At 70.6% G+C, this 25211-nt stretch carries 12 protein-coding genes; 4 read left to right on the top strand and 8 right to left on the bottom strand.

The window, feature by feature from the left end:
- Positions 1-38: 38 nt before the first annotated feature.
- The gene (locus tag ACZ6ZR_RS12935) at positions 39-875 is read left to right on the top strand and encodes a helix-turn-helix transcriptional regulator (RefSeq protein ID WP_465642135.1); all 837 of its coding nucleotides are present in this window, start codon (positions 39-41) and stop codon (positions 873-875) included.
- Between the two features lie 60 nt (positions 876-935).
- Here ACZ6ZR_RS12935 and ACZ6ZR_RS12930 read toward each other — a convergent pair whose 3' ends face one another.
- On the bottom strand, positions 936-2282 hold the full coding sequence (locus tag ACZ6ZR_RS12930) for a M14 family metallopeptidase (RefSeq protein WP_465642134.1): 1347 nt from the start codon (positions 2280-2282) through the stop codon (positions 936-938).
- Positions 2283-2485: 203 nt separating this feature from the next.
- On the opposite strand from ACZ6ZR_RS12930, the gene ACZ6ZR_RS12925 reads away from it, so the two are divergent.
- Positions 2486-3520, top strand: a complete 1035-nt coding sequence (locus ACZ6ZR_RS12925; protein WP_465642133.1) for a phosphatidylinositol-specific phospholipase C domain-containing protein — start codon at positions 2486-2488, stop codon at positions 3518-3520.
- Between the two features lie 27 nt (positions 3521-3547).
- On the opposite strand, the gene ACZ6ZR_RS12920 is transcribed toward ACZ6ZR_RS12925, so the two are convergent.
- Both ACZ6ZR_RS12920 and ACZ6ZR_RS12915 read right to left on the bottom strand, forming a co-directional pair.
- A complete protein-coding gene (locus tag ACZ6ZR_RS12920) occupies positions 3548-3874 on the bottom strand; it encodes a hypothetical protein (protein ID WP_465642132.1) in 327 nt (108 codons plus the stop codon).
- A 256-nt stretch (positions 3875-4130) separates the two neighbouring features.
- Positions 4131-12344 (bottom strand): ricin-type beta-trefoil lectin domain protein, encoded by an 8214-nt coding sequence (locus ACZ6ZR_RS12915; RefSeq protein ID WP_465642131.1) that lies wholly within the window; start codon positions 12342-12344, stop codon positions 4131-4133.
- 500 nt (positions 12345-12844) lie between these two features.
- On the opposite strand from ACZ6ZR_RS12915, the gene ACZ6ZR_RS12910 reads away from it, so the two are divergent.
- Positions 12845-14035 (top strand): aminotransferase-like domain-containing protein, encoded by a 1191-nt coding sequence (locus ACZ6ZR_RS12910; RefSeq protein ID WP_465642130.1) that lies wholly within the window; start codon positions 12845-12847, stop codon positions 14033-14035.
- Between the two features lie 96 nt (positions 14036-14131).
- On the opposite strand, the gene ACZ6ZR_RS12905 is transcribed toward ACZ6ZR_RS12910, so the two are convergent.
- Together ACZ6ZR_RS12905 and ACZ6ZR_RS12900 are read right to left on the bottom strand one after the other, a co-directional pair.
- Positions 14132-16672 carry a collagenase gene (locus ACZ6ZR_RS12905; protein WP_465642129.1) on the bottom strand — a complete coding sequence of 847 codons (2541 nt, stop codon included), beginning with the start codon at positions 16670-16672 and terminating at the stop codon, positions 14132-14134.
- A 249-nt stretch (positions 16673-16921) separates the two neighbouring features.
- Positions 16922-17671: a metallophosphoesterase gene (locus tag ACZ6ZR_RS12900; protein WP_465642128.1), complete on the bottom strand. Its 750-nt coding sequence runs from the start codon at positions 17669-17671 to the stop codon at positions 16922-16924.
- Between the two features lie 79 nt (positions 17672-17750).
- On the opposite strand from ACZ6ZR_RS12900, the gene pdxR reads away from it, so the two are divergent.
- On the top strand, positions 17751-19163 hold the full coding sequence (pdxR, locus tag ACZ6ZR_RS12895; RefSeq protein WP_465642127.1) for a MocR-like pyridoxine biosynthesis transcription factor PdxR: 1413 nt from the start codon (positions 17751-17753) through the stop codon (positions 19161-19163).
- Positions 19164-19168: 5 nt separating this feature from the next.
- Here the strand turns inward: pdxR and ACZ6ZR_RS12890 are convergent, their stop codons facing one another.
- From ACZ6ZR_RS12890 to ACZ6ZR_RS12880, 3 genes are read right to left on the bottom strand one after another with little or no spacing between them, the layout of a single operon-like run.
- On the bottom strand, positions 19169-19747 hold the full coding sequence (locus ACZ6ZR_RS12890) for a hypothetical protein (RefSeq protein ID WP_465642126.1): 579 nt from the start codon (positions 19745-19747) through the stop codon (positions 19169-19171).
- Positions 19744-20067, bottom strand: a complete 324-nt coding sequence (locus ACZ6ZR_RS12885) for a hypothetical protein (protein ID WP_465642125.1) — start codon at positions 20065-20067, stop codon at positions 19744-19746. The genes ACZ6ZR_RS12890 and ACZ6ZR_RS12885 overlap by 4 nt, the downstream gene beginning before the upstream one ends.
- Positions 20060-24967: an HD domain-containing protein gene (locus ACZ6ZR_RS12880; protein ID WP_465642156.1), complete on the bottom strand. Its 4908-nt coding sequence runs from the start codon at positions 24965-24967 to the stop codon at positions 20060-20062. The genes ACZ6ZR_RS12885 and ACZ6ZR_RS12880 overlap by 8 nt, the downstream gene beginning before the upstream one ends.
- Positions 24968-25211: the final 244 nt, after the last annotated feature.

The following is a 25211-nucleotide window of genomic DNA, read 5'->3' as shown; positions in this document are numbered from 1 at the left end:
GCCAGAACCACCATCCGCGCCGCCGTAGGATCGTGTGCATGGGCAACCGAGCTGAGATAGGCACCTTCCTGCGCTCCCGACGGGCGCGGATCAAGCCCGAGGACGCCGGCCTGCGCCAGTACGGCGAGCGCCGCCGCGTGCCCGGCCTACGCCGCGAGGAGCTGGCCCAGCTGGCCGGGGTCTCGGTCGACTACTACGTCCGCTTCGAGCAGGGCCGTGCCGAGAACGTCTCCGACACCGTGATCGACGCGGTCGCCACCGCGCTCCGCCTCGACCAGTTCGAGCGCCAGCACCTGCTGCACCTGGTCCGCCCCGACCACACCGGCGCCCGCCCCGCGCAGCAGGTCCGCCCCGGCATGCGCAGGCTCCTCGACTCGATGGCGGACACCCCGGCCTTCGTGCTCGGCCGCCGCACCGACATCCTGGCCTGGAACGAGCTCTTCGCCGCGCTGCTCACCGTCGACCTCGACGCCCTCCCGCCGGCCCAGCGCAACAAGACCTGGCTGGCCTTCTGCCACCCCGTGGTCCGTGAGCGGTACGTCAACTGGGAGCGCAAGGCGGCCGACCTGGTCGCCCAGCTGCGGATGGACCTCGGGCGGCACCAGTGCGACCCGGAGTTCCACGACTTCCTGACCCGGATCTCCGCCGAGAGCGCCGACTTCCGCCGGCACTGGGAGGCCCAGGAGGTGCGGGAGAAGAGCCACGGCGGCTACCACCTGCGCCACCCGGCGGCCGGGGAGTTCACCCTCGCCTACGAGTGCCTGCTGCTCCCGGACGACCCGGACCAGTCCCTGATCGTCTACACCGCCGAACCGGGCTCGCCCTCCGAGGCGGCCCTGCGCCTCATCAACTCCCGGGTGGACGCCACCCCCTGACGCCCCGCCGGCCGGGACCCGGGCGGGCCCGGCCGGCGGAACGAACTCAGGGCGCAGTCGTCACGACGCGATGCCGCAGTACTGCTGCTGCTTGCCGATCACCCGGTACATGCAGTCCGCCGTCTCCAGCAGCTTGAGCACGGCGTCCCGGTTGCGGCTGGTCTCCCGGGTGATGACCTCGTCCGGCGGGTAGAAGCCGCCGCCCCCGCTGCCGGTCGGGTACATCTCGAAGGTGTAGGCGAAGACCCGCTGCGAGCCCCACAGCCAGTCGTCAATGGTCCCGTCGGTGATGTAGAGGTCGCTGGACTGCTCGGGGGTGTAGCCGTTGCTGGCGGCCATGGTCTTCCCGAGGGTGGCGAAGGTGTTGCGCTCGTCCGCGGTCATGCCCGGCGCGGTGTCGTTGTACGTCCAGCCGAACGGCCAGAGCACCAGCTCGCTGTAGGTGTGGAAGTCGATGGCCGCGGTGATCTGCTGCTTGCCGCCGACGATCCGGCTGCGCACGAAGTCGGAGACCACCTTCACCTCCTTGGCGGACTCGGCCGCGCTGCCGCGGTAGGTCTCGCTGGAGGTGGAGCTCGAACTGCCGCCGCAGCAGCCCCACTTGTAGTTCCAGTTGCGGTTCTGGTCGGTACCGACGTTGCTGGAGCCGGAGTTGGGCTGGCGGTTCTTGCGCCAGCTGCGGTAGCTGCCGGTGGCGATGTCGTACTCGCCGCCGTCCGGGTTGACGTCCGGCACGATCCAGATCTCACGGCTGTTCACCACGCCCGCGATCCGGCTGTCGGTGGCGTACTTGTCGCCGAACTCGTGCATCAGGTAGAGCGCCATCTCGACGGTGAGGTGCTCGCGGGCGTGCTGGTGGGCGGTGAACAGCACCTCCGGCTCGGCCTCGTCGGTGCCCACGTTGTCGCTGATCTTGATGGCGAACAGGTCGCGGCCCTCGTAGGACTTGCCGATCACCTGCTTGCTCATGATGGCCGGGTACTTGGCCACGATCGCGTTGATCTCCGCCGTCGCCTCGGCGTAGTTGTGGTACATCGAGTCCTTGCTCGGGAAGTCGTTGATCGTGATGTCCTTCGCGCCCGGGAGCTGCTGGCTCTCCTGGCCCGGAAGGGCGGTCAACTTCCAGCCCATGGTGCGCAGTCGGGCCGCCTCGCCACGGGTGGCCGAGACCACCACCGAGCGGGCGTCCACCTCGTCGATCGACACCCCGGTGGCCGCGATGGCAGTCCGGTCGGCCACCGTGCTCGGGCCGTCGACGGCGTACTGGGTGATGGTCTCGTCCGCCACCGAACTCTCGTTCGGCGCAACGGGTTTGGCGCTGGCCTCGGTGCCGAGCGGCACGGCCAGGGCGAGCGCGAGCAGCGCGGCAGCAGCCACGGCGGGCTTTCCGCGACGGGGCAGTCGCATGACTGTCCTCCTGTGGGGGTCCGGTAGGACGGAATGGAGGGAGGAGCTGCGGCGCGCGCCAGCACGATGGTGGGGGCAGTGGCATGACGGGGTCAAGGCCGCACGTGGCGTACGGTTCCTGCCAATTTCCTTGTCATGTCACCGCGCGTCCACTCTGATGGTCCACCCTGAGCCGTCCTCAACCCCGCTGCCAGGAGAGACCCTTGACCCTCCGTCGGACCGCCGCCGCCCTGCTCGCCGCCGCCTCCCTCGCCGTCCTGCCGCACGCCCCGGCCTCCGCCGCCCCGGCCGGTCCGCTGCCCTTCATCGGCGCCACCACCGTCGGCATCCACAACACCTACGACCCGGCCGCCTTCCCCTACCTGGCCAAGGCCCTGGACACCGGCACCTCGCTGATCGAGCTGGACGCCTGGACCGACACCGTCACCACCGAGTGGAAGGTCAGCCACTCCAACCCGCTCGGCAACGCCAACAACTGCGTGGCCGCCACCTCCGCCGCCCAGCTCTACACCGGCTCCGGCAACAAGAACCTCGAGCACTGCCTCGACGACATCCGCCTCTGGCTGGGCGCCCACCCCACCTCCGGCCCCCTGGTCGTCAAGCTCGAACTCAAGGGCGGCTTCGCCGCCAACCGCGGCATGGGCCCGGCCCAGCTCGACGCCCTGATCGCCGCCCACCTCGGCTCCGCCGTCTTCCGCCCCGCCGACCTGCTCGGCGCGCACCCCTCGCTCGACGCCGCCGCCAAGGCCGGCGCCTGGCCGCCCCGCGCCGCCCTGGCCGGCCGGGTCCTTCTCCACGTCATCCCGGGCACCGTCGAGGAACAGAACCCCTTCGACACCCTGCACACCGACGTCGAGTACGCCCGGTACCTCCGCGACCTGGCCGCCGCCGGCCGCATCGCCCAGGCCCAGGTCTTCCCCGCCGTCCACGGCGCCGCCACCGGTGACCCCCGCACCAAGTACTCCGACACCACCATCCGCCCCTGGTTCGCCGTCTTCGACGGGGACGCCGCCGCCTACCTCACCAACGGCGCCGACCTCTCCTGGTACGACCGCAACCACTACCTCCTGGTCATGACCGACGCCCACAACGTCGCCCCCGCCATCTCCGCCACCACCCCGACGGCCGACCAGGCCCGTGCCCGCGTCACCCAACTCGCCGCCGCCCACGCCTCCATCACCACCAGCGACTGGCGCACCCTCCCCGACGTCCAGTCCCTGGTCCTCCCCCGCGGCTGACCCGATCAGGAACCACCCGGGCGCGTGTCACACCCCCATCGCGAGCAATGAGGCACGGAGTGCCTTGAAATGCACGTTCGCGAGAACATGCGGAGAGGACTCCCGGACGTGGTCGATGAACTCGAGTCCTGCCGTTCGCACGGCCGTGGAGAGCTCGGAGAAACTGGACTCGATTACCCCTTCGGCGAAGTCGGAGGTTACCACGACGACTTCCCCTCGAACGGCGAAGAACATACTCCCCTCTCCGTCGGTGAAATCGAACTCGACATCGCCCGACTCCCGGAGGTCGGCCAGCAGGAGCGGCATGGCGCGAGCAAAGTCAAAAACCGGAACCCGGACCGCCTTGAACTCCACGCCCCCGGACCTCACAGACACGTCCCCGAGCGGAAATCGGTAGGTCAGATCAGTCAGGCCAACATCCTGGGGCCTGCTCCTGTGAGATCCCAGCGGATTACCACCGACAGTCATGGCAATTTCAATCGACATTCGCACCACTCAGAGGATCTTCGGTAATTTCGACCACCCCTGACAGCAGGGTGGCACCCACCGTGAGAATATCACGAAAAGGGGGTGCGCAGAGAAGAGATCCTCTGCGCACCCCCCGATTCAATTAGAACGGATAAGCGGTGATCACCCTTCCTCTGACCACGACCACCCGGACCCGCTTCTTGCCCCTCTTGCCTTGGATTCCGACGTTGTCGCCGTACTTCTTCTCGTAGACGTGCCCGGGACGGCCGAGCGTGGCCTTCTTCTTGGTACCGGTCCGTACGGTGTCGTGGACAAGCCTACGAACCTCGGCACGGTCCCCGAGGAACTTGCTCTTCCCGCGGAATGTGTTGCGGGAAATATGGCGCGGGAAAATGTGCCCGGACCAGTCGCGGGACTTGATGCTGCAGCTGCTGTTGTGGACGACGATGTCCGCGGAGCCGATCGCCACCAGGTAGGTGTGGACGTCACCGACGTTGAGGTTGAAGACGAGCTGGTCAGCCACGTATCCGAGATCGATGACCTTGGCCACGGTGCTTCGCGGACCGTCGAGCGAGACCAGGGAGTCCCCGGCTTCCACCTTGCCGGCGTTCGTCCAGCCACGTCCGGCGACCCAGAGCGGGTGTTCCGCCGTGGAGATCAGAGGTGCCGTGTCGCCGTCGAGGTCAGTCTCGATCTGGACGAGGTGCTTGGTTCCGTAGCCGACGATGACGTCGAGCACCGGCCTGGCACTGGTATCTCCGGTCACCGGATCAGTGGCAAGCACCTGATCCCCGACCCGCACCTCACTGATCGGCAGGTGTGAGCCGTCCGCCATGGCCACGGGAGTGTCCGGAGCGAACGAGTTGCACCCGCCGAGGACCCTCTTGGCCGCGTTCGCGGATGCCCGGTAGGCGGTCTTCACCCCGCCCGCCGCGCGTCCGACAGCCCTCGCGGCCCTGGTGGCCTTCACGGCGGCGAAGGACGCCTTGACCGCCGTGTTGGCGCCAACCAATCCTGCCGCCGCGGTGACCGCCATCTCGGCGGCCTTGCCCCAGTTGCCCGTCGCCGCGTAGGAGACGGACGAGACCGCCGCCGCCACCGCGCCGATCGGGCCCGGGATGTAGGACGCGACCTCCGCCACCTTGGCGACGACGTTGAGGACCTTCTTGAAGGAGAAGCCCCAGTTGCCGTCCAGGTCGGTGCAGTTGACCGGGTCGCCGGTGCAGTAGTCGTACGGGCTGGCGTTGCCGCCCGGCATCGGGTCGACCTGGAGGAAGCGGCCGAGGGTCGTGCTGTAGAGACGGGCACCCATCAGGATGTCGCCGTCCATCGCCTCGGCGGAGCGCTGCTTGCCGCCCAGCCAGCCGTAGCGGACACCCGCCTGGCCCTGCAGCGGGACGCCGAACTCGTCGAAGTCCAGGGCGACGGGGGTGGTGAGGGCGGTGTCGGTGGTGAGGACCACCGAGCCGAACAGGTTGGTGAGTTGGAGCTGGAGGTCTCCGGTCTTGGAGGTGGTGGCGACGAGGTCCGCGTCGGGGCCCGAGACGTTGCGGGTCAGGGTGCCCTGGGTGGTGTCCTCGATGGTCCAGCGGACTTCGTCGGAGTCGTCGCCGTAGTGGTTGAGCTTGGAGGTGGCGTTGGCCCAGGAGCCGTCCGCCTGCTTCTTGGCCGTGGTGAAACCGGCGATGCGGTGGGCGGGGTCAAGCTGCCACTGCTGCTTGGTGTCGCCCTTCTGCTGGGCCGCGACCCGGTCGTTGATGTAGTAGCCGACGCCGGTACCGGTGTTGGTCTCGATGGTCCGGCCGAAGGCGTCGTAGGCGAAGCCCGGGTCGGTGATCCGGTCGGCGCTGTCGTAGGTATGGTTCTCCTCCACCGCGTTGGCCGTGCTGCAGGAACTGGCGTTGCCGGTCTGCGAGGTGGCCTTCTTGGTCCGGTTGGAGTGGGCGTCGAAGGAGTACTGACGCGTCACGCAACCGGTGTTGACGGAGGAGTGCTCGGCCTTGGTGAGGTGGCCGACCCGGTCGTAGGTGTAGGACTTGGTGTAGGTGGAGCTGGTGTCCTTGGCGACGGCACCCTGGGTGGTGACGTCGATGCTCTGGGACCAGACGTCCTTGTTGTCCGAAGTCCGGGTGTAGGTACGGCTGGTGGCCGCGCCGACGGCGTTGAAGCTGTCCTTGCGGACGATGCCGCCGGGGTAGCTCTGCTCGACCAGCTGGCCGTCGGAGCCGTACTTGGCGGTGAACTCACCCGCGAGGCTGTCGTTGACCGAAGTCACCATGCCCCGGGGTTCCTTGGCCCGGTCGTAGGTGTAGGTGGTGGAGCCGGTCGGGTCGGAGACCTTGGTCGGCTTGCCGAACTTGTCGTACTCCGTGGTGGTCGTGCCGCCGTCTGCGTCCGTGTACGAGATCAAGCGCCCGAGGGCGTCCATCGTGCGGGACAGCGACTTGCCGCCGGCCGTGGTCTTCACCGCGTCACCCGTCGCCGGGTCGTACTCGGTGGTGACCGCGGGGACCGGGTAGCCGTCGTCACCGGTGATCTCGGTGGAGACGATCCGGTCCGCACCGTCGTAGACGGTGACGGTCTTGCGGGACTTGCCGGCGTTGGTCTCCGTGGTCTCCTCGGCGTCGCCGAAGCGGGAGTACCGGGTGATCCGCTTCTCCGGCAGGGTGGTCGGCATCCGGTTGGCGTCCGCGCCGACGACCGGGCCACCGGCGAAGGAGACGCACGGATTGCCCGCCCACTCCGGACGGTTGCCGCAGGCCGGGTCGTCCGGGTTGGGCCCGGCGATGTAGAAGATGGTCTTGGAGGTCGTGGCGTCGGTGCCCGAGGCACCAGGCTTGCGCGACTCCCAGGCGCGGCCCGACGGGTCGTACTTGACGGTCGCGGTCAGCTTGTCGCCGGTCGCGTCCGTGGTGACCGAGGTCGGGGTCTTCAGGACCCAGCCCGAGGTGCCGCCGATCGGGGTGTCGTACCCGTTCTTGGTGACCCGGACGTCGACATCGTTGGTGTAGCCGTCTAGACGGGCACCGTCGGTGGAGGTGGTGACCAGGTGGTAGGCCTGGCCGTCGGGCTTGCCCTCGTCGTAGGTGTTGGTGTTGTGGTCGCGGACCAGGACCGAAGTCCCCGCTTCCAGGGAGGGGTTGACGGTGGTCTTGGTCAGGGTGACGGTGTCGATGCCGGCCTGGAAGTAGGGCGACTGAGCGAGCGTGTTGGCGCCGTCGATGACCAGGTCGAGCTGGTGGTCACCACGGGCCAGGTTGAGGGCGCCGCCTGCGGACCACGGTGAGGTGGTGGGCATGGGGGCGTAGCCGTCGAAAGCGCCCGGGACGGCGGTGCCGTCGATGAGGAACCTGACGGTGCCGTAGTCGTAGGACTTGGTCAGCTTGCCCGACAGCAGGTACTGGCCGGTCTCGGGGACGCTGATCCGGAACGAGGCGTAGTCGCCGGTCTTGGTGCCGACGAGCATGACCTGGGAGTTGCCGGACCAGCCGCCTCCGCCGACCCAGCCGCCGTCGCTCTGGGTCTTGACGGTGGCGGTGGCGCCGAGGCGGGGCAGGGCCTCGCCCTCGAAGGTGACCGTGGCCGGGGTCGTGCCGCCGTTGACCGGCTCGGCGAGCTTGGCGCGGTACGTCGGACCGAGGGTCTCGACGAGGTCGAGGCCATCGGGGGTGTAGGTGGTGCGGGAGTCGAGCAGCTGCGCGCGGTCCGCCGGGGCGGCGGGGAGGCCGAGTTCGGCCTCGAAGCGGGCGGTGTCGGGGTGCTTGCCGAGCGCGATGGAACGGTTCGTCGCCTCAAGGGTCCTGACGACGTGTCCGTACCGGTCGTACTCGGAGGTGTCGATGTCCCCCTCCGGGTTCACGGACGGGGTGGCGGTGTTGACCTCCTGCCCGGACGCGTTGAGGTAGTGGACGGTGGCCGCCTTGTAGCCGCCGGTACCCGGGCTCGCGGACGTGGCCGCGTGGATGCCGGGCTCGTCCTCGGGACCGAATACGGCGGTGGCGTCGGTCGGCGCGTCCTTCTGCCCCCAGGTGCCCACGGTCGTACCGGACAGGTCGTACGGACCACCGGCCGCCGGAGTCAGCGGGACCTCGTAGACGACCTTCGTCGCGATCTCGCCGTTGACGGTGCTCTTGGTGCCGGGCGCGAGACTCTCACGACGGACCTTGAGCAGACGCCCGGCGTCGGTGTCGGTCGCGGAGGCGCGGCCGTAGTCGAAGGACCAGGGCAGCTCACCGGTCGGGGTGATCCTGGTGACCCGGCCCGAACCGTCGTAGCTGTACGAGGTCTTGAGTGGGGTGGCCAGACGCGGGTCCCAGACCTGGGCGAGGCGGCCCTGCTCGTCGTAGACGTAGTGGGTGACCTCGACGGCCTCCTGCTGACTGGTCGTCGGATTCCAGGACCAGACCTTCACGGACTTGATCCGGTCGGTGAAGTCACCCGGGGTGCCCGCGACCGCGGTCGTGGTGGTGGCGTACTCGTAGTCCATCACCTCACACCCGCGCGCCAGGGTGGCCGTCGCGCACTTGCCGGTGTCGTCAACGCCCCGCTCGACGGCGGCGATCGCCCGCTTGGGCAGCGCCCGTCCGTCGGTGACGTCGTAGACGTAGCGCGTGGTCGAGGCGGCTTCGGGGCCGGTCTCGCTCTGGACCTGGAAGACGTCCGTCCCCTGGCCACGCGCGAAGGTGGTGACGGAGCCGTCGACGTCGCTCAGGGTGTAGGTGCTGCCCGCGCTGGCCGGGTTCCACTTCTGGTTCAGGCCACCGTGGCAGAAGTGCTGGGTGACCTGGGTGCCCTGCTGACCGGAGTCCGGGGCGTCCAGGCACTTGCCCGAGTTGGGGTTGGTCAGGGTGCCGTCGGCACGGACCTCCCACTTCTGGGCGGACGTGCCGTTGCAGTCCCAGAGCTGGAGCTTGACGTAGTCGGCGGTCGATGCGTTGGGGACGTCCAGGCACTTGCCGAGCGCGCTGATCGAGCCGTCGTCGTTACGCGTCCACTGCTGCGCGGCGGTGGCGTTGCAGTCCCAGGTCTGGACGGCAGTGCCGCTGGCGGTGTTGCCGTTGAAGACGTCGAGGCAGCGACCGGTGGTCGGCGTGGTGATCTGACCGGCGACAGCCGCCTGGCGGGTCAGGGTCAGCGACTCCGCGCCCGGCTCCGGGAAGAACGCACCATCGGTGCCCTTGGCGAAGGTCAGGACCGAGTCGTCGTTCTGCTTGACCTCGACCAGGTCGGACTGCGGGAACGACAGCGAGCGGTAGTCCGAGCCGGAACCGGCGTCGGGGCCGCCGGACCACTGCGGGCCGAACGGGGCGACGATCTCCTTCAGCGACAGGTCGTCGAAGTAGACCTCCTTGCCGGAGCCGCTGGTGGAGCCGTTGTAGAGGCGGAACATCGCCTGCTGGGTGTTGCCCGGGTAGGCGATGTCCACCGACAGCTGCTGCCAGCCGTCGACGAACGATGCGCGCGGCGAGGCGACTTCCTGCCACACCCCGTTGACCATGTAGAAGGCGACCAGACGCAGGTCACGCCGCTTGGCGTCCACGTTCGAGTCCGCCGAGTTGAGACCCGTGGCACCCGGGACGTAGATCCAGCCGTTGAGGCGGTAGGTCTTGCCCGGCTTCACCCCGATGCTCGTGGTGTCCAGCTGCGCGAAGGAGTCCCACTGCCCGGCGGTCGTGCTGGCCTTGACCAGCAGCGAGTCCGTCGAACTGTCGTGACCACGCGCGGTGGAGCGCTCGATCGAACCGTGGCCGGCCGTGAAACCGACCGTCCCGGTGCCGACCTGACGCTGGTTCAGCGCCAGCCGCTCACCCTGAGCCTGCCAACCGCGCTGCGCTCCCCTGGACGACGCCGAACGCGCCACCGAGAGACCGAACTCGTTGGCGTCGGTGACATCGGTGGTGAAGTCACCGGTGAGGAGGTTGACGGAGCCGGGGCCGACCTCGGTAGAGGCGGCGCCGTCGGCGTTCTGGTCCACCGTGATGGTGTTCCACGAGGTGGCGTAGCCGGTACCGGAGCCGTCCTCGGGGAACAGTACGGCGCGGACCTGGACGACGCCGCCGATGTTGCCGAGGGTGTCGACGACCGTCCAGTTGGCGTGCGGGCCGAGGTCGGCCATCCGCGGCTTGGGGTCGGTGACGGGGGTGTTGTCGGCCTTGGCCAGGTTCGCCAGCGGCACGTTGTACTCGGTGGCACCGGGGCCACGGCGGTACTGGTAGACCACGCGCTTGTACTGCGTCTGCGCGTCGACCGACAGCTTGACGCGCTTCGCGGCCTGGCTGCCGTTGACCGGCGAGGTCAGGCCGGCCGTGCCGACCGCGAAGGTGTAGACGTTCGGGGGCGAGAGGTTGCCCGCACGGTCCTTGCTCTGCACCTTCAGGACCCGGTACCCGTCGGTGGCCGGGGTGATGACAGCGTTGGCCGCACCCGTGCCGTCGACGGTCACCGAGGCGCCGCCGTCCACCGTGTAGACGTAACCGACCTGGTCGGTCACGCCGCCTGCCGGGGTGAAACTGAACGTCCCCGCCTGCCCTGCGGCACCGTGCCACAGACCGTCGGCCGGGTACGCGGACGAGGTCACGAACGGAGCGCCCGGCGCCACCGTGTCGGCGATCACCGTGGCGGTCGGCGTCCAGCCCGAGTTGGCCCGGCCGTCCCACAGGCGCGCGCCGATCGAGTAGGAGACGCCCTCGTCCAGGCGCGCGAGACCGAAGTCGGACGGAACCGCCTTCTGGACCGTGCCGTTGGGGCCCTCCTTGTACGCGCGCTTGACGAATACGCCCTCGCGGTAGAGGTCGAAGTCCACGCCGACGTTGCCGCCGTCCGGGTCCTGCGCCAGGACCTCGAAGGTCGGGGTGGCGGAGGAGGTGTAGCGCGGGGTGCCCTGCTGGGAGGGACGGATCTCCAGCGCCGGGGTGCTGGGGATCGTGTTGTAGGTGATCTCCAGGAACGGCGGATGGTCACCCTCGGAGGACTCGAAGCGCTTCCAGCTCAGGGAGTCGTTCTCGTCCGCCGCCTTGATGCCCATCGCGTACGTACCCGCACCCATCCCGGACCAGTCCCGGATGAGGTTGGTGACGTTGGCCTGCACCCAGTAGGTGTTGCCGGGGCCCAGGCAGGTGTGCGTGTCGCCGCTGTCCCACGCCACGTCACGGGTCTCGTCCGAGACCGCGTAACGGGAGCCCAGACCCGGCTGGTTGGCCCACCGGTTGCCGGTGTTGGCGTACTGGGACGTCCAGACCTCCCACTGCTTGGGAACGCAGGAAGAAGAGTGGAAGTTCGCCAGGTACAGCTTGGCGTCCAGGATCTGCTTGCCGTTGAAGTCGCCACCGGGGAAGTGGATGAACGAACGGGCCTTGGTCGCCCCGCCGTTGTACGTCCCGATCTTCAACTCCGTGGACGAGGAGTTGTCGAAGTTCTCACCCGTGTGGACGTAGGTGTCGAAGTTCGCCTCGACACTCACGGCCGGGTCGACCGTCACCGGGAACTGCGTCTTCGCGTCCGCGAGGAATGCCGCGTCCGGGGTGAAGACCAACTCCGCGTCAGCACCCGTACCGCGCAGCTCCATCGCGACGGGAGCGCGGTTGAGGTGCTCACCGGAAAGGGCCTCGACCGAGGCGTCCCACATCACCGGCGCCGGAATCTTCACGGCGGCCTTGCCGTCGGCGCCCAACAGGTGGATCGCACCGTCCGACTGCCGCGCCACCTGGTAGCCGGTGGTGTCGACCGGCAGCGTCAGGGTACCCGCCTGCGAGACGGCCGAGCGGTCCTTGACGATCAAGTACTGCTCGAAGCCTGACCGGGTCGCCTCCAGCAGGAGGTCCACCCCCGGCCGGGCGTCCACATAGGTGGCCTTGTTCTTGTCCAGCCTCGGCTTGGGCAGCTTGCCCAGCCAGCCGAACTCCACCTGCTTGTCACCCGAGCCGACCTTCACCAGGTCCCGCTCCGCCGGCTTGGCCGCATCGGCGGCCGCCGGAGTCGGGTCGGCCGCCACCGCGGCGGCCCGGGCCAGGCCACGCGAGGCCCGCGAAGCATCGGCCGAGGGCGCGGGGGTCGGGGTGGGGGTGGGGGTGGGGGTGATCGTGCCGGGGAGCTTGTCCCCGACCGTCACGCCGGCGTCGCCGCCCGCGAAGACCACGTCCTGCGGGTGGACCTTCGGCGCGACCTTGCCGTCCGCCGTCTCCACCAGCGTGGTGTCGACCGGGACCCAGGCCTCGGCCACCCGCTTGCGGATCGGACCGACCGACCGCTCCTGCGTCAGCGTCCCGTTCGGGTTGGCCCACAGCGTGGACGTCTCGCTGCGCTCACCGGTCACCTCGACCCGGTGGCCCTGCAGCTTGGCCGAGAGGAGCGCCGACACGGCGTCAGGCGCCTCCGTCGAGGACGGCTTCGGCGTCCCGGCCTGCGCGGACGGTGATGCTGCGACTGCCGGTGCGGAGTTCAGCGCGTCGAGCGCCACCCCCGTCTCGATCAGCAGCCCAAGTGAGGCGAGCACCGCTATTCGGCGCACGCGACGTGCTGAGAAGACCCCACCCGCGAACTCGCGTGGGGCCTTGAACCTACGTTGCAAGGAAAGCTCCTGGAATCTGTCGAGCCAAGATCGACTCTTGACAAATCTGACAGACCCCTGAGAGCCAACTTCCGATTCCTGATATCAATCTGACAACATGCCAGCAAATTGCACCGACCTGGGAAGCTTTGCGCAGAATGCCTTGATCATCCGCTTTTGCAGAAATCATCGACTTCCGCAATCCTTCTGACGCCCAGTCAATGCCGCCGGTTCCCGCGATGATCACGCGCCCCGTTCTCAACCCGTGGAAAGGGGTCGATCCACCCCGGGCCGACTCGTAGGCTCGGAGGATGACCAGAGCCGAACTGCCGCCCTTCGCCAGCCGGGCCGCCTCCGTGGCGCCCTCCGCCGTGCGGGAGATCCTCGCCCTGACCGCCCGTCCGGAGGTGGTGTCGTTCGCGGGCGGGCTGCCGGCCCCGGAGCTGTTCGACGTGGCCGGGCTGCGGGCGGCGTTCGACCGGGTGCTGGCGGAGACGCCGGAGCAGGCCCTGCAGTACTCCACCACCGAGGGGGACCCTGCCCTGCGGGCCGCGGTCGCCGAGCGGCTGACGAAGCGTGGGCTGGCCACCGAGGCGTCCGATCTGGTGGTGACCACCGGCTCGCAGCAGGGGCTGACGCTGCTGATCACCGCGCTCCTCGAACCCGGCGACGTGGTGCTGGTCGAGGACCCGTGCTACCTCGCCGCGCTGCAGGCCTTCGCCTTCGCGGGGGCCCGGGTCGTGCCCGTGCCGACCGACGACGAGGGGCTGCTCCCGGACGCGCTGGAGGAGCTGGTGGCGGCCGAGCGGCCGAAGCTGCTCTACCTGGTGCCGAACTTCCAGAACCCCACCGGCCGCACCCTGCACGCCGAGCGCCGCCGCCGGATCGCCGAGCTGGCCGGGCGGTACGGCTTCTGGATCGCCGAGGACGACCCGTACGGCGAGCTGCGGTTCGACGGCGAGCCGCAGCCGTGGATCGCCTCCCTCCCCGGCGCCGAGGACCGCACCGTACTGCTGGGGTCCTTCTCCAAGGTGCTCGCACCGGGCCTGCGCCTCGGGTACCTCCGGGCGCCGGCCGCGCTGCGCCGGGCCTGCACGGTGGTCAAGCAGTCGGCCGACCTGCACACCTCCACCATCGACCAGGCCGCCGCCGCGCGGTACCTGCGCGACGCCGACCTGGACGCCCACCTGGAGCGGATCAAGGCGGCCTACCGCGAGCGCCGCGACGCACTGCTCGCCGGGCTGCCCAAGACCCTTCCCCCGGGCAGCAGTTGGAACGAGCCGGAGGGCGGCATGTTCCTCTGGGTCACGCTGCCCGAGGGCTACGACGCCACCGCGCTGCTCGCCACCGCCGTCCGGCACGACGTGGCCTACGTCCCCGGCGCCCCGTTCCACGCCGCCGAGCCGGACCCCCGCACCCTGCGGATGTCCTTCACCACCCACTCCCCCGAGGAGATCGAGGAGGGCCTGCGCCGCCTGGCCGCCGCCTTCGCCGAGCACTGACCCCACGACGACGCACGGCCCCGTCCACCGGATCGCGGTGGGCGGGGCCGTTCGTCTCAGCGGTTGATCAACTGCCTTCGTGGATCAACTGCCTTCTCAGAACTCGGTCTTGATCGTGACGCCCTCGAAGCTCTTGGCCGCGAACAGGCTGATGTAGACGTAGCCGGCCGGCGGCTTCTTGATGGTGAGGGTCTCCGCGTTTCCGGTCTTCACCGAGCGCGCGGTGTAGTCGGAGGTGGTGGCCCAGCCGGTGGGGTTGTAGTAGAGGTCCGCCTCGCCGGTGCCACCCGAGACGGTGATCTTCAGCGAGCTGACCTTCGCCGGGAGGTAGACGAAGAAGGGGCTGTAGTTCCCGGCCGTGGCCGAGACGTTCGAGCGCTGGCAGTTCTTGCCCAGCTCGTCCCGGCGGGGCGTGGTGCACTCGTTGTTGGGCAGCGCCACCACGGTGACCGGCTTGCTGATGGTGGCGGTGGCGCCCTTGTCGTCGGTCACGGTGAGCTTGACGGTGTAGGTGCCGGCCGCGGCGTAGACCTTGGTCGGGTTGGCCGTGGTGGCGCTGCTGCCGTCGCCGAACTCCCAGGCCCGGGAGGCGATGGTGCCGTCCGGGTCGACGGAGACGTCGGTGAAGTTGACCGAGAGGCCGGTGGCCAGGGCGGTGAACCCGGCCGAGGGGGTCTGGTTGGACGGGGCGGTGGTGCTGCAGTCACCGGCCGCGCACTTCGCCAGCCAGGCGGCGAAGTCGGCGTCGTAGCGGGTGCCGATGGTGGAGGTCAGCAGGGTGCGGGCGCCGGCCCAGTCACCGGCCCGGTACCTGGCCAGCAGGGTGGTCACGTCCTGCGGGTGCGACTGGATCAGGTAGCGCACCGCCAGGTAGCCCCACTGGTAGACCTTGGTGGAGTCGGAGTTGTTGTAGGTGTTGTCGAACAGCGTGCTGAGCTTGTACGTGTTCTTGCCGGCCTCGGTGACCGCCTTGTCGTAGGCGGCGTTGCGGTACGAGTAGGAGACGTACTCGGCGAAGCCCTCGACCCACATCACGGTCGGCGTGGTCTGCCCGGCGTCGAAGTCGCCGTACATGTCGAAGCGGCCGTCGAGGTAGTGGGTGTACTCGTGGTTGAGGTTCCAGATCTGGAAGTCCGGCCGGAGCCACTCCGCCTCGTAGGCGACGAAGCGCGGCTGGTTGCCGGACACCGCGGGCTTGCCCTCCAGGTACATGCCGCCGTTGTCGGTGGAGATGTCGAAGATCGTCCCGGCGTAACTCTTGTAGTCGGCGCTGGAGTTGAAGACGACGACCTCAATGGTGCTGTTGTTGTCGTCCGCCACCGGGCCCTTGTCCTGGACCACGTTGTGGAAGAAGGCGTCCTGGTTGGTCAGGCTGGTGCAGGCCGCCGCCAGGTTGGCCTCGGTCATCTCCTGGGCGATGATCCGGATGCTCGGGCTGCAGGTGTACTTGACCGTCAGAACAGCGGCCTTGAGCTTGGCGGGCAGGTCGCAGACGTCGTAGAAGGCGCAGTTGGCCTGGTCGTACGAGTCGGCCATCTCGGCCAGCGCGATCCAGAGCGAGCCGGTGCGGCCGGTGATGTTGCTACGGCCGAGCAGCTCCTTGACCATCGGGCGGATCGCCGACTTCAGCTCGTCGTGGCGCAGGAAGCGGCCGAGCTCACGGCCGGCGTTGGCGGCCAGGTACCACTGGTCGGTGCCGAGCAGGTCGTCGTGGGCGACGGCGAAGTCGCGCAGCACGGTGAACAGTGCCGGGTCGGCCTGCGCCGCGGGCAGGAAGTCGTCCATCTGGTGGCCGCGGAACAGCACGTTGTAGGCGTTGTTGGTGGCGGCGACCATGTACCACGAACTGTTGTAGGCGTTCGTGTAGTTGGTCAGCAGGCGCTTCACCACGTAGAGGTAGCGGGCGTTGCGCTGGGCGCTGTCGATCAGGGTGACGGTCTCGGCCAGGACGTTGCCGTTGGCGTCGTTCGCGTCGGCCGAGCGCGGGGCCGCGAAGAACGCGTCCAGCGCGCCCTCGATGGAGCTCTTGAGGGCCGGGCCGTAGGTGCCGACCGAGGGGTCGTACCACTGGACGAAGTAGCCGGCGCGCAGGTAGAGCACCAGCTGGAGGGTGGAAGTGCTGTTGTCGCCGGGGTAGTTGGCGACGTTGGCGCGCAGGGCGTCGGCGACGGTGACCATCTGAGCCTCGCGGAACGCGGCCTGGGCCTCCGAACCCTTCAGCGCGAACAGGGTGTTGACGCAGCCGGGCTCGGCCGTCTTCACCTGCTGGACCAGCGCGGCGCCGGTCTTGGAGGTGAAGTCGGAGACGGTGCAGACGGCGGCCGCCGCCGCGGCGGCACCGGCGGAGAGCTTGGAGCGGATCTGCTCGCTCCTCGCCGGGGTCTCGACGGTCTGGAACGGGGCGCGCTGCTCGGCGTCGACGGCGCCGTGGCCGTCCTCGGCCCGGGCGTCGCGGGCTATGGAGGAGATCGCGGGCTGCGGGGCGACACCGGCGCGGGGCGCGGGAACGGGCTGCGGTGCCTTGGTGTCACGGGCCGCGGCCCTGGTGGCGGGGGTGAACAGGGCGAAGCCCAGACAGCAGATCAACGCGGCTACCAGGAGCCGCACAAGGTCCTTCGTCGTGGGGGAACTACGCATGGAGTGGCCTCCGGGCCGGTCTGCGAGCCGTGTTTTGGGGCACGGCATCTGAGGGTGCGGACCGTGAAGGGCGACGGACGTGGTGCTGGCTCTCCCGTCGCCTGACGTGAACACGGTGGGGAGTGTGACATGTACCATGGCACACATCACATGGCTCCGAAAGAGGTCCGTGAGGATTTCCTGAGAGACTGACGCACCCTCAGATGCACCGCCCCATACGGCACTTGGCTGGTTCGCACCCGCCCCGACTCAGCAGACGCGGACGTGCGTGGCGAACCGCCCCTCCCCGTCCAGCACGTGGAACGCCACCGCCGGCGGCAGCTCGTGGTGCACGTGCGCCTCCGGAGCCGGCCGCGCCTCCCAGGGCAGCCGAGCGGTCGACACCACTCCCGGGGCGACCACCAGCGGGCGGCCGGCGAAGGTCGTCGCGGTCGACAGGTGCGCGTGCCCGCAGAGGAAGGCCGCCACGTGCGGATGACGGGCCGTCAGCGCGGCCAGCCGCTCCGCGCCGAACTGCCGCAGCCCGTCCAGGTACGGGATGCCCAGCAGCACCGGCGGATGGTGGAAGGCGACGAACACCGGCACGTCCACCGAGCCCAGCGCGCCGTCCAGCCACTCCAGCGTCTCCTCCTCCAGCAGCCCGTCGTCCCGCCCGGGCCGGGTCGAGTCGCAGAGCGCGACGGCGAACCGCTCCGCGACGTGCAGCCGGTTCACCGGCGCGGCACCCTCACCGCCGGGCTCCCCCAGCAGGACGGAGCGGAAGGCGGCGCGCCGGTCGTGGTTGCCCGGTAGGAGCAGCAGCGGATGACGGGTGCTCAGCAGCTCCCGGGCCTCCCGGTACTCGGCCGGGCTGCCGTGGTCCGCGACGTCCCCGCTGACCAGCACCGCATCCAGCTCGTACGGCAGGGAGTTCAGGTACTCCATCACCGCCCGGGTGCGGGCCGCGGCGCGCGGCGAGCCGTCCAGGTGGGTGTCGCTGAGATGGGCGAGGACGATCACGGGAGTTCTCCAGGGCGGTCGGCGAGGGGAGTGATCCCCACGCTAGCCAGCGCCCGGACCAGCGGTAAGGTCCAGTCCCGTGACAGAGGACTGGTCCAGTACGTCGGCGAACCACCGCTCGTCCCACGGGCCGGACCTGCACCTGGACGTCGGGTCGCTCGGCCCGGGCCGGCGGCAGGCCGGGCTGGAGGACGCCCTGCGCGCCGCCGTCCGCGAGGGCCGGCTCGGCCCCGGCGCCACCCTGCCCTCCACCCGGGCGCTGGCCCGCGAACTCGGCCTGGCCCGGGGCACCGTGACCGCCGCCTACGACCAGCTGGTGGCCGAGGGCCTGCTGCTCACCCACCCGGGCGCGGCCACCACCGTCGCCGAACTCCTGTTCCCCGACCGGCCATTCGAGGTGCCGGTCCGCTCCACCCCGCCCGTCCGCCACGACCTGCGCCCCGGCACTCCCGACGGCAGCGCCTTCCCCACCCGGGCCTGGCTGGCCGCCACCCGGCGGGTACTGACCCGGGCCCGGCCCGAGGACTTCGGCCCCGGCGATCCCCAGGGCCGGTACGAGCTGCGCGCCGCGCTCGCGACCCAACTCGGCCGCACCAGGGGCGTGGTGACCACGCCCGGGCAGGTGGTGATCACCACCGGCTTCTACCAGTCGATCGGCCTGCTCGCCGAGGTGCTGCGGGACTCGGGGGTGACGGAGCTGGCGGCCGAGGACCCGGGCCACCGCACCTACCGCGAGGCCATCGCCCGCTCGGGGCTGCGGGTACTGCCCGTCCCGGTGGACGGCGACGGCGCCCGGGTGGAGACGCTGACCGCCCCGGCGGTGCTGCTCACCCCCTCGCACCAGTACCCGACCGGCGTCCCGCTGCACCCCGACCGCCGCCGGGAGCTGGCGAGTTGGGCCCACCGCACGGGCGGCCTGGTGATCGAGGACGACTACGACGGCGAGTTCCGCCACGACCGCCGCCCGGTCGGCGCCTTCCAGGGCCTCGCCCCCGCGCACACCGCCTACTGCGGCAGCGCCTCCAAGACCCTCGCCCCCGCCCTCCGCCTGGGCTGGCTGGCCCTGCCCCCGCACCTGGTACGCCCCGTGGTCGCGGCCAAGGAGCGGGCCGACCTCTACACCGAGACCCTCGGCCAGCTCACCCTCGCCGAACTGATCGACACCCACGCCTACGACCGCCACGTCCGCGCCGCCCGACTCCGCTACCGCCGGCGCCGCCTCCTGCTGCACCAACTCATCGACCGGCACCCGGACTTCACCCCGCACGGCGTCCCCGCCGGGCTGCACACCCTGGTCACCACCGAACGCGAGGAGGCCGCCCTGCTGGCCCGCTGCGCCGAACGCGGCATCGCCCTGCGCGGGTTGACCGAGCTCCACCACGACCCGGCAGCACCCGGCCTGCCCGGCGGACTGCTGATCGGCTTCGCCGCCACCTCGGACCACGGCTTCGAGCGCGCCCTCCCGGCCCTCGACGAGGCCCTGTCCGCCTGATCACCTCAGGACCGGGTGCAACTCCCCACCGCCACCACCGTCCCGACCGCCAGCCGCTTCTCCTCGTCCCCCACCTTCAACACGATCCCCTCCGGCCCGGCCGAGACCAGCTCACCGCAGACCTCGCCGACCCGCACCGGATGCGCGGGCGGGGACGGCGCCCCGAACCAGGCCACCGCCACGGCGGCGGTCGCCGCCACCAGACCACCGACGCAGCACCAAGTCGCCCTCCGCAGACCCCTGGTGACCCGGCCGAGCTCCTGCTCCGTCCACGCCTTCAGCCTGGGCCCGTTGCGCAGGATGGTCTCCCCCGGACTGCCGTGCGCGGCCCGCACCGCGAGCAACGTCCCGGTGACCAGCAGCACGAACGCGGCGGCCACCGCCACCCCGGCCACGTTCCGGAGCCCGTCGGGGAGTTCGGCGAGCCCGTCCCGTCCCTTGAGCACGGTCAGCACCGCGACCAGCGCGGCCAGCCCCGACAGCCCGTTGCGCCACCCCTCCGCCTGCTTGCGCAGCTCCGGCAGCTGGGTGAACTCCAACTCCCGCGCCAGCACCTCCCACCGCCGGTCCGCCTGCTCGCTCACGGCGCCACCTCGATCTGCCAACTCGCGCCGCACCCGGTGAACGGCGCGTTCACCGCCATCCCGGGGTGGGGGTATCCGCACTCGCAGTAGTAGACCTCCCGCACGGGCGCGGCCACCGCCTGCCGGTTCCGCCGGAAGATCGCCTTGGTCCCCGTCCCGGCCAGCCCGTGGCCCCAGTTGGTCTCCGTCCGCCCCTGACACCGCGGACACGGCCCCACCACCCGGACGCCCTTGTCGTCCTCGGTGCGGGTGTAGTCCGCCTCCGGCACGTCGGGCAGCCGCTGCTCGACGTACTGTGCGGCGAAGTCGTGCTCAGCCATCCTGCTTCCGTTCTCCCAAGTCCAGCCCGAACATCCCCTGGTAGAGCGCGAGCCGGCCCCAGACCCACTCCTCGCTCTCCTCGATCTCTCCGGCAACGAACACCACGTGCTCCCGGCTCACCCGTCCCGAGACGGCCGGGAGCAGCCCGTCCAGGTACACGGAGAGGATCGCGAAATCCTGCCAGAGCGGCAGCACATCGGGCCGCTCCGGCACCTGCGGCTCCGGCCCGAGCGCCAGGTACGGCTCGATCCGCTCCCACACCTCTCGAACCGACTCGCCGAGGCGGCCGGCGATGCTCAACAAGTCCAGCGCTACCAGCGGCATCCCGGGCTCGCTCACCCGATAGTCGTCCTTCAGTGCCTCACAGATGGATGCGTTGCACGACGCGGCGTCGAGTGCGGCGATCTGCTCGGCCGTCAGCTCCGGTACCAGTGCGCCGAAATCACGGATCCTTGCCAACTCCCGGTAGGCGGCACCGGGGTTGCCGCTCCCTTCGAGGGACGACGTGCACTCAGCCAGCAGCTCACCGGTCAGCGGCTGCCACTCCCAGCGGTCGACCTGCAGCAACTGCGGCCTCGGCCCGGCCAGCCGCAGCAGCGCCCGGCCGTGCCGCTGGCCGGGCCGGAACCCGGCGAGGCTCACCGGAAACTCCGGGCAGGGGAAACCGAATCGGTCCGCCAAGGTCCGGGCCAACGCCCAGACGCTCTCCAGCGGCTCACCCAGACGCCGCGCCGCCGCGAACAGACCCGCCTCGGTCATGCGATCGGCCGGACCGATCCTGTCGTCGCTCTCGGAGGATCCGTCCGCCAGAACGACCTGAGCTTGGAAGGGTAGCTCCCGCCACTCGCGGATCAGCCCGCTTCCGGGTGGCAGAGCGATCCCCAGCCGTCGCAGCTCGTCCAGCGCCGCGGTGACCTCGTCCAGCTGTGCATGCCGGCACGCCCTTACCATCGCCCCGAGAGCGGCCACGGGGCGCAACGGGCTGAAGCACAGCGCTGACGTGAGCCTGGAGGGGATCAGCTCGTCGTGCGGCACCCCGGGCTCGGGCATGGAGGTGTGGACCAGGTTCAACTTCTCCGCCACCTCGGCGACCAGCTCCCTCGCCCGGCCCACCGTGATCTCCAGCTCGTGGGCCAGCACCACTTCCGCCAGGGGCCGCAGCAGCCAGGCCCCCTCCTGATGGACCATCACTTTCCGGAGCACCGAGCGCAGATCGCCGGGGAGCGTCGACCAGGCTGTGGCTGCCGACCGGTCGGGACAGGTCCAGCCCAGCCAACCGTAGGCCTCCAAGGTGGCCAGCACGACCTCCACGTCGCCGTCCGGTGCCACCTCCAGGACGTCCCAGTACGTCCGGACCCGACCGCCGTCGGCATAGAGCATGCCGATCTCCGCCTCCGTGCACACATGGCCCCGATGGTGCTCCGGGACTTCCGGGAGCACCAGGCGGGGCAGGGGCGCGAGCCGGTTCAACCGCTCCACCAACTCACCCAGCGGCCGGCGGAGTGCCATCGAGGACCAGAGCAGGCCGTCGTGGTCGTCGATCCCCGGACTGATACGGATCACCCAGTCGCTCTGGTGCGGCAACTGCCAGGCCATTCCGTCGATCAGGCGCAGGTCCGTCTGGGACAGTTCGGTCCGTGCCAGTTCCGGCGTCAGCCGGGGAACCGCCAGGTCCGGATGGCACATGCGCAGTCCGCGACCTGCCCGCTGGAACTCGGCCAGGCTCAGGCCCTGCCCGGACGCCTCCCGCACTGCGGCCTTCCAGCCCCCGACCAGAACACCGGCCGTGCCCACGTCGCCCGGCGCGGCCAGGGGGTACCCCGTCAGGAAGACCGGCGGTACCAGCCCGGGCAGCTCCCTGGGACGCGACAGGGCTGCTGCGCGCCACGGGGCGAACGCCGAGCTCACTTCCGGGGAGAGCCGGTGCCGGCGGAGCTCGCCGAGGTCCGCATCCAGGTAGCACCAGCCGACCTCGTCCAAGCGGACCTGGCGGTCATCCCCCTCCGTCTCCGCCCGGACGACCAAGCTCCGGCCCCTCAGCCGCGGCCACAGCTCCTCGGCCAGCGGGAGCTCGGCGGCCTCCAACTGCCAGAACCATTCCATGGTGAGCCGGGGCCAGGCGATCAGCGCGTCCAGCCCCGCCAGGCAGGTCTCCTTCTCCCACTCCCGGTCGTACTCCTGCAGCGTCTTGCGGTCCACGCTCAGCCGCCCGGCCTGAGGCCCGGTCAGGTTCAGCACGTACCCGGTCGGCTTCCGGTCCGAGACGATCCCGTCGGTGAGCACGGCCCCGGTCCCGCGCACCCACCAGAGGGCTCCGGCCACCGCCGGCTGGGCGTCCCCACCGCTGTTCCACGGGCCCGGACGCAGCGCGTCCGCCACCCACTCCTCCGCGAGGTGGCCGTACCTGGCCTCCATCGCGAACTCGCTCACCGCAACGAGGCGGTCCAAGGTGCTGACGCAGGACAGTTCAGCCAGGTCCGCATCGTCGCGCAGGTAGAGCCGTACCCGGGTACCGCCTTCCGGGCAGCTGTCGTCCGTCCCGTCGGTGTGCTGCTGGATGCGGAAGAGGCTGCCGCTGCTCGGGATCTCCACCCGGAGCGCGTGCCGGGCGACGGTGCCGTCCGGGTACACCTCCCGGGTGACCACGGTCATCTCCTCCGCCAGCATGAAGTAACTCAACACACCAATTCCGAAGCGGGAGTTGGGATAGAGCCGCAGCGACGGGTCGTGCCGCAGCCAGGCCGCCTGCTCCCGCCGGAACGACCGCGACTGCTCGAACCGCCGACCCGCCCGGGTGAACGTCGACTTCAGCTGCTCCCGGCCCATCCCCACGCCGTTGTCCCGGCACTCCACGTACCGCCGGCCGGCCTCGTCCACCCCCTGCGTGAAGGTGATCCGCCCCGTCCACGGCAGGGTGTGCCGGCCGCTCGACCCGAGGTAGCGCCAGCGCATCCTCCGGTACCGGCAGGCGTCCATCGCGTTCTGGTACAGCTCACGGATCGCCAACTCCGGCTCCCCGTAGAGCTGCCGGCCCATCAGCAGCTCCCGCACCTCCGTCTGCGCCAACTGGAAACGCAGCAGCGGGGTCTCGTAGCGGGGCCGGCCGTCCTGGCCCCCCGCCGCCAGGTGGTTGTCCGTCACCCGGTGCGGCACCGCCACCAGCAGGTCGGTCTCGCTGCCGGGCATCCGCTTGCGCCCCCGGCCGATGCCCTCCGCGATGCGGTCGGCGCGCTCGACGATCTCGGCCATCGCGGCGTGGACGGCCTGATGCGGGCTCACCAGGTGCAGGTGGAGCAGCCCTTGGGCGTCGCGTTCCCACTCCGTCTCCCGGACCACCCGCAGCAGGACGTCCGGTGTCACGGGGTCGGAGACGGCCAGGTGGTCGGCCACCACCGAGGGGAGGGCCCGGGCGTCGGCGGCCAGGGCGGCCGCCAGCCGGAGCAGGGCGGCCAGCGGGCGGAACCGCAGGGACTGCGCGGCCAGACCGAACGGCCGGACCCGGACCTCCTCGCGCCCCGCCTCGTACTCGGCCGGCAGATCGAGGCCGATCTGACCCGCCAACTCCCTTATTACCGAGGTGAATTCGGTCGAGCGCGCCCCGGCCACCAGCTCCGCGAACGGCCCGGCCGCCTGCGCCGGAACGGCGACCGCGTCCGTCTCGGACCGCTCGTTGACCCACCGGTGGGCCAGCCACAGCGCCAGGGTCTCGGCGTCCTCGGGGCGGTTGCGCTCCCGGCAGCGCTCCAAGCGTCGGGTGACGTGCCGGTAGTGGTCGTGCACCTGCTCCAGATGGCGCCTCAACTGTCCTGCGTGCGGCAGCCGTTCGGCGGTCAGCGGCTCGATCTCGGCCAGCTGGAGCCAGCGGTCCGCTCGGGCCTGCTCGTACAGGAACGGCGCGGCGGCGAGGGCGGCGACCTCGACCGGCAGGCAGCTGCCCCGGCCCGGTGGCAGCAGTTGCGGCAGGACGCGCAGCAGCCGTACCGGGAAGTCCTCGTCGGCCCACGGGTCCGGCAGCCGTTCCTGGGCCCGGTGCACCGACCGGGCGCAGTCCCGGACCAACTCGACCAGTGCCTGCTGGAGCCGCCCGACCACCTCGTCCTGACCGGGCGCCACCGCCTCCCACAGGGCGGGGGCCGTGACCATCGCCTCCCACTCCGCCAGCAGCTGCCGCCCGTCGCAGATCTCGGTCGCCTTGGCCGCCTCCTCCTGGTCGGCGCCGTAGCGGATCCAGACGTCCTGCCGGTGCCCCGACACCGCCGCCGAACGGGCCGTCCTGGCCCGGGCCGCCTCGAACACCTCGTGCACCGTCCTCGGCGCGGAGAGCGAACCGAGCGCCTCGGCCAGACCCCGGGTGAAGAAGCTCCCCTCCTCCGAATAGCCGCTCCGCTGGCCCGGCGAGCAGCCGACCATGACGGCGTAGCGGCCGACGGGCTGGCCCCGGGTGATGGCGGTGCCGAAGCCCTCGTCCGGTTCGCTCAGCGGGTCACGGCAGGCGTCGACCAGCCAGAGCACCAGGCCCGCCCGGCAGTCCGTCAGGTAGTCGCTGACATCGGCCGGCAGCAGCGATTCCAGGTGCGAGCGGCGCCACCCGCCGCCCTCCAGCGGGGCACGGGCGTCGGCGGGAACGAGGTAGTCGGTGCCGGCGTGGCGCACACCGTGGCCGGTGAAGTACAGCAGGAAGGTACCGCGCTCCGGAACGGCGGAGGCAGCCTCCTCGATCGCGGTCGCGATGCCCGAACGCCCGGCCTCCCGCCCGGTCACCGTCTCGACGAGATACCCGGACTCCTCCAGGGCCGTACGCATCCCGGCCAGGTCGGCACCGACCGCCTCCGCGAGCGCCCCGAACTCCCGCTCGGCGTCCGGGGTCTCCCCCACGCCGATCAGCAACGCACGCCGCACCTCAGCCAAACCCCACCCCTTGGTCCCGCCCCCGGCCGACGAGCCTATCGGCCCGGCCGGGGAGGGGTGAGCCGCGCTGCGGAACGGCTCGCCCCGGCCTCAGGACAGCACCGTGGTGCCGTCGGCACCACGCTCCGTACCCGGGCGCTCGTACGGTACTCCTGGCAGCCGAAGGAGGAACCACATGAGCCGCCCGACCCATCCGCGGTCCCGAGCTGATCCCGCAGCCCGCCCGCACGCCCAC

The sequence above is a fragment of the Kitasatospora sp. NPDC088742 genome (genome assembly GCF_055584905.1).
This window is presented reverse-complemented; position numbering and strand designations above follow the sequence as displayed.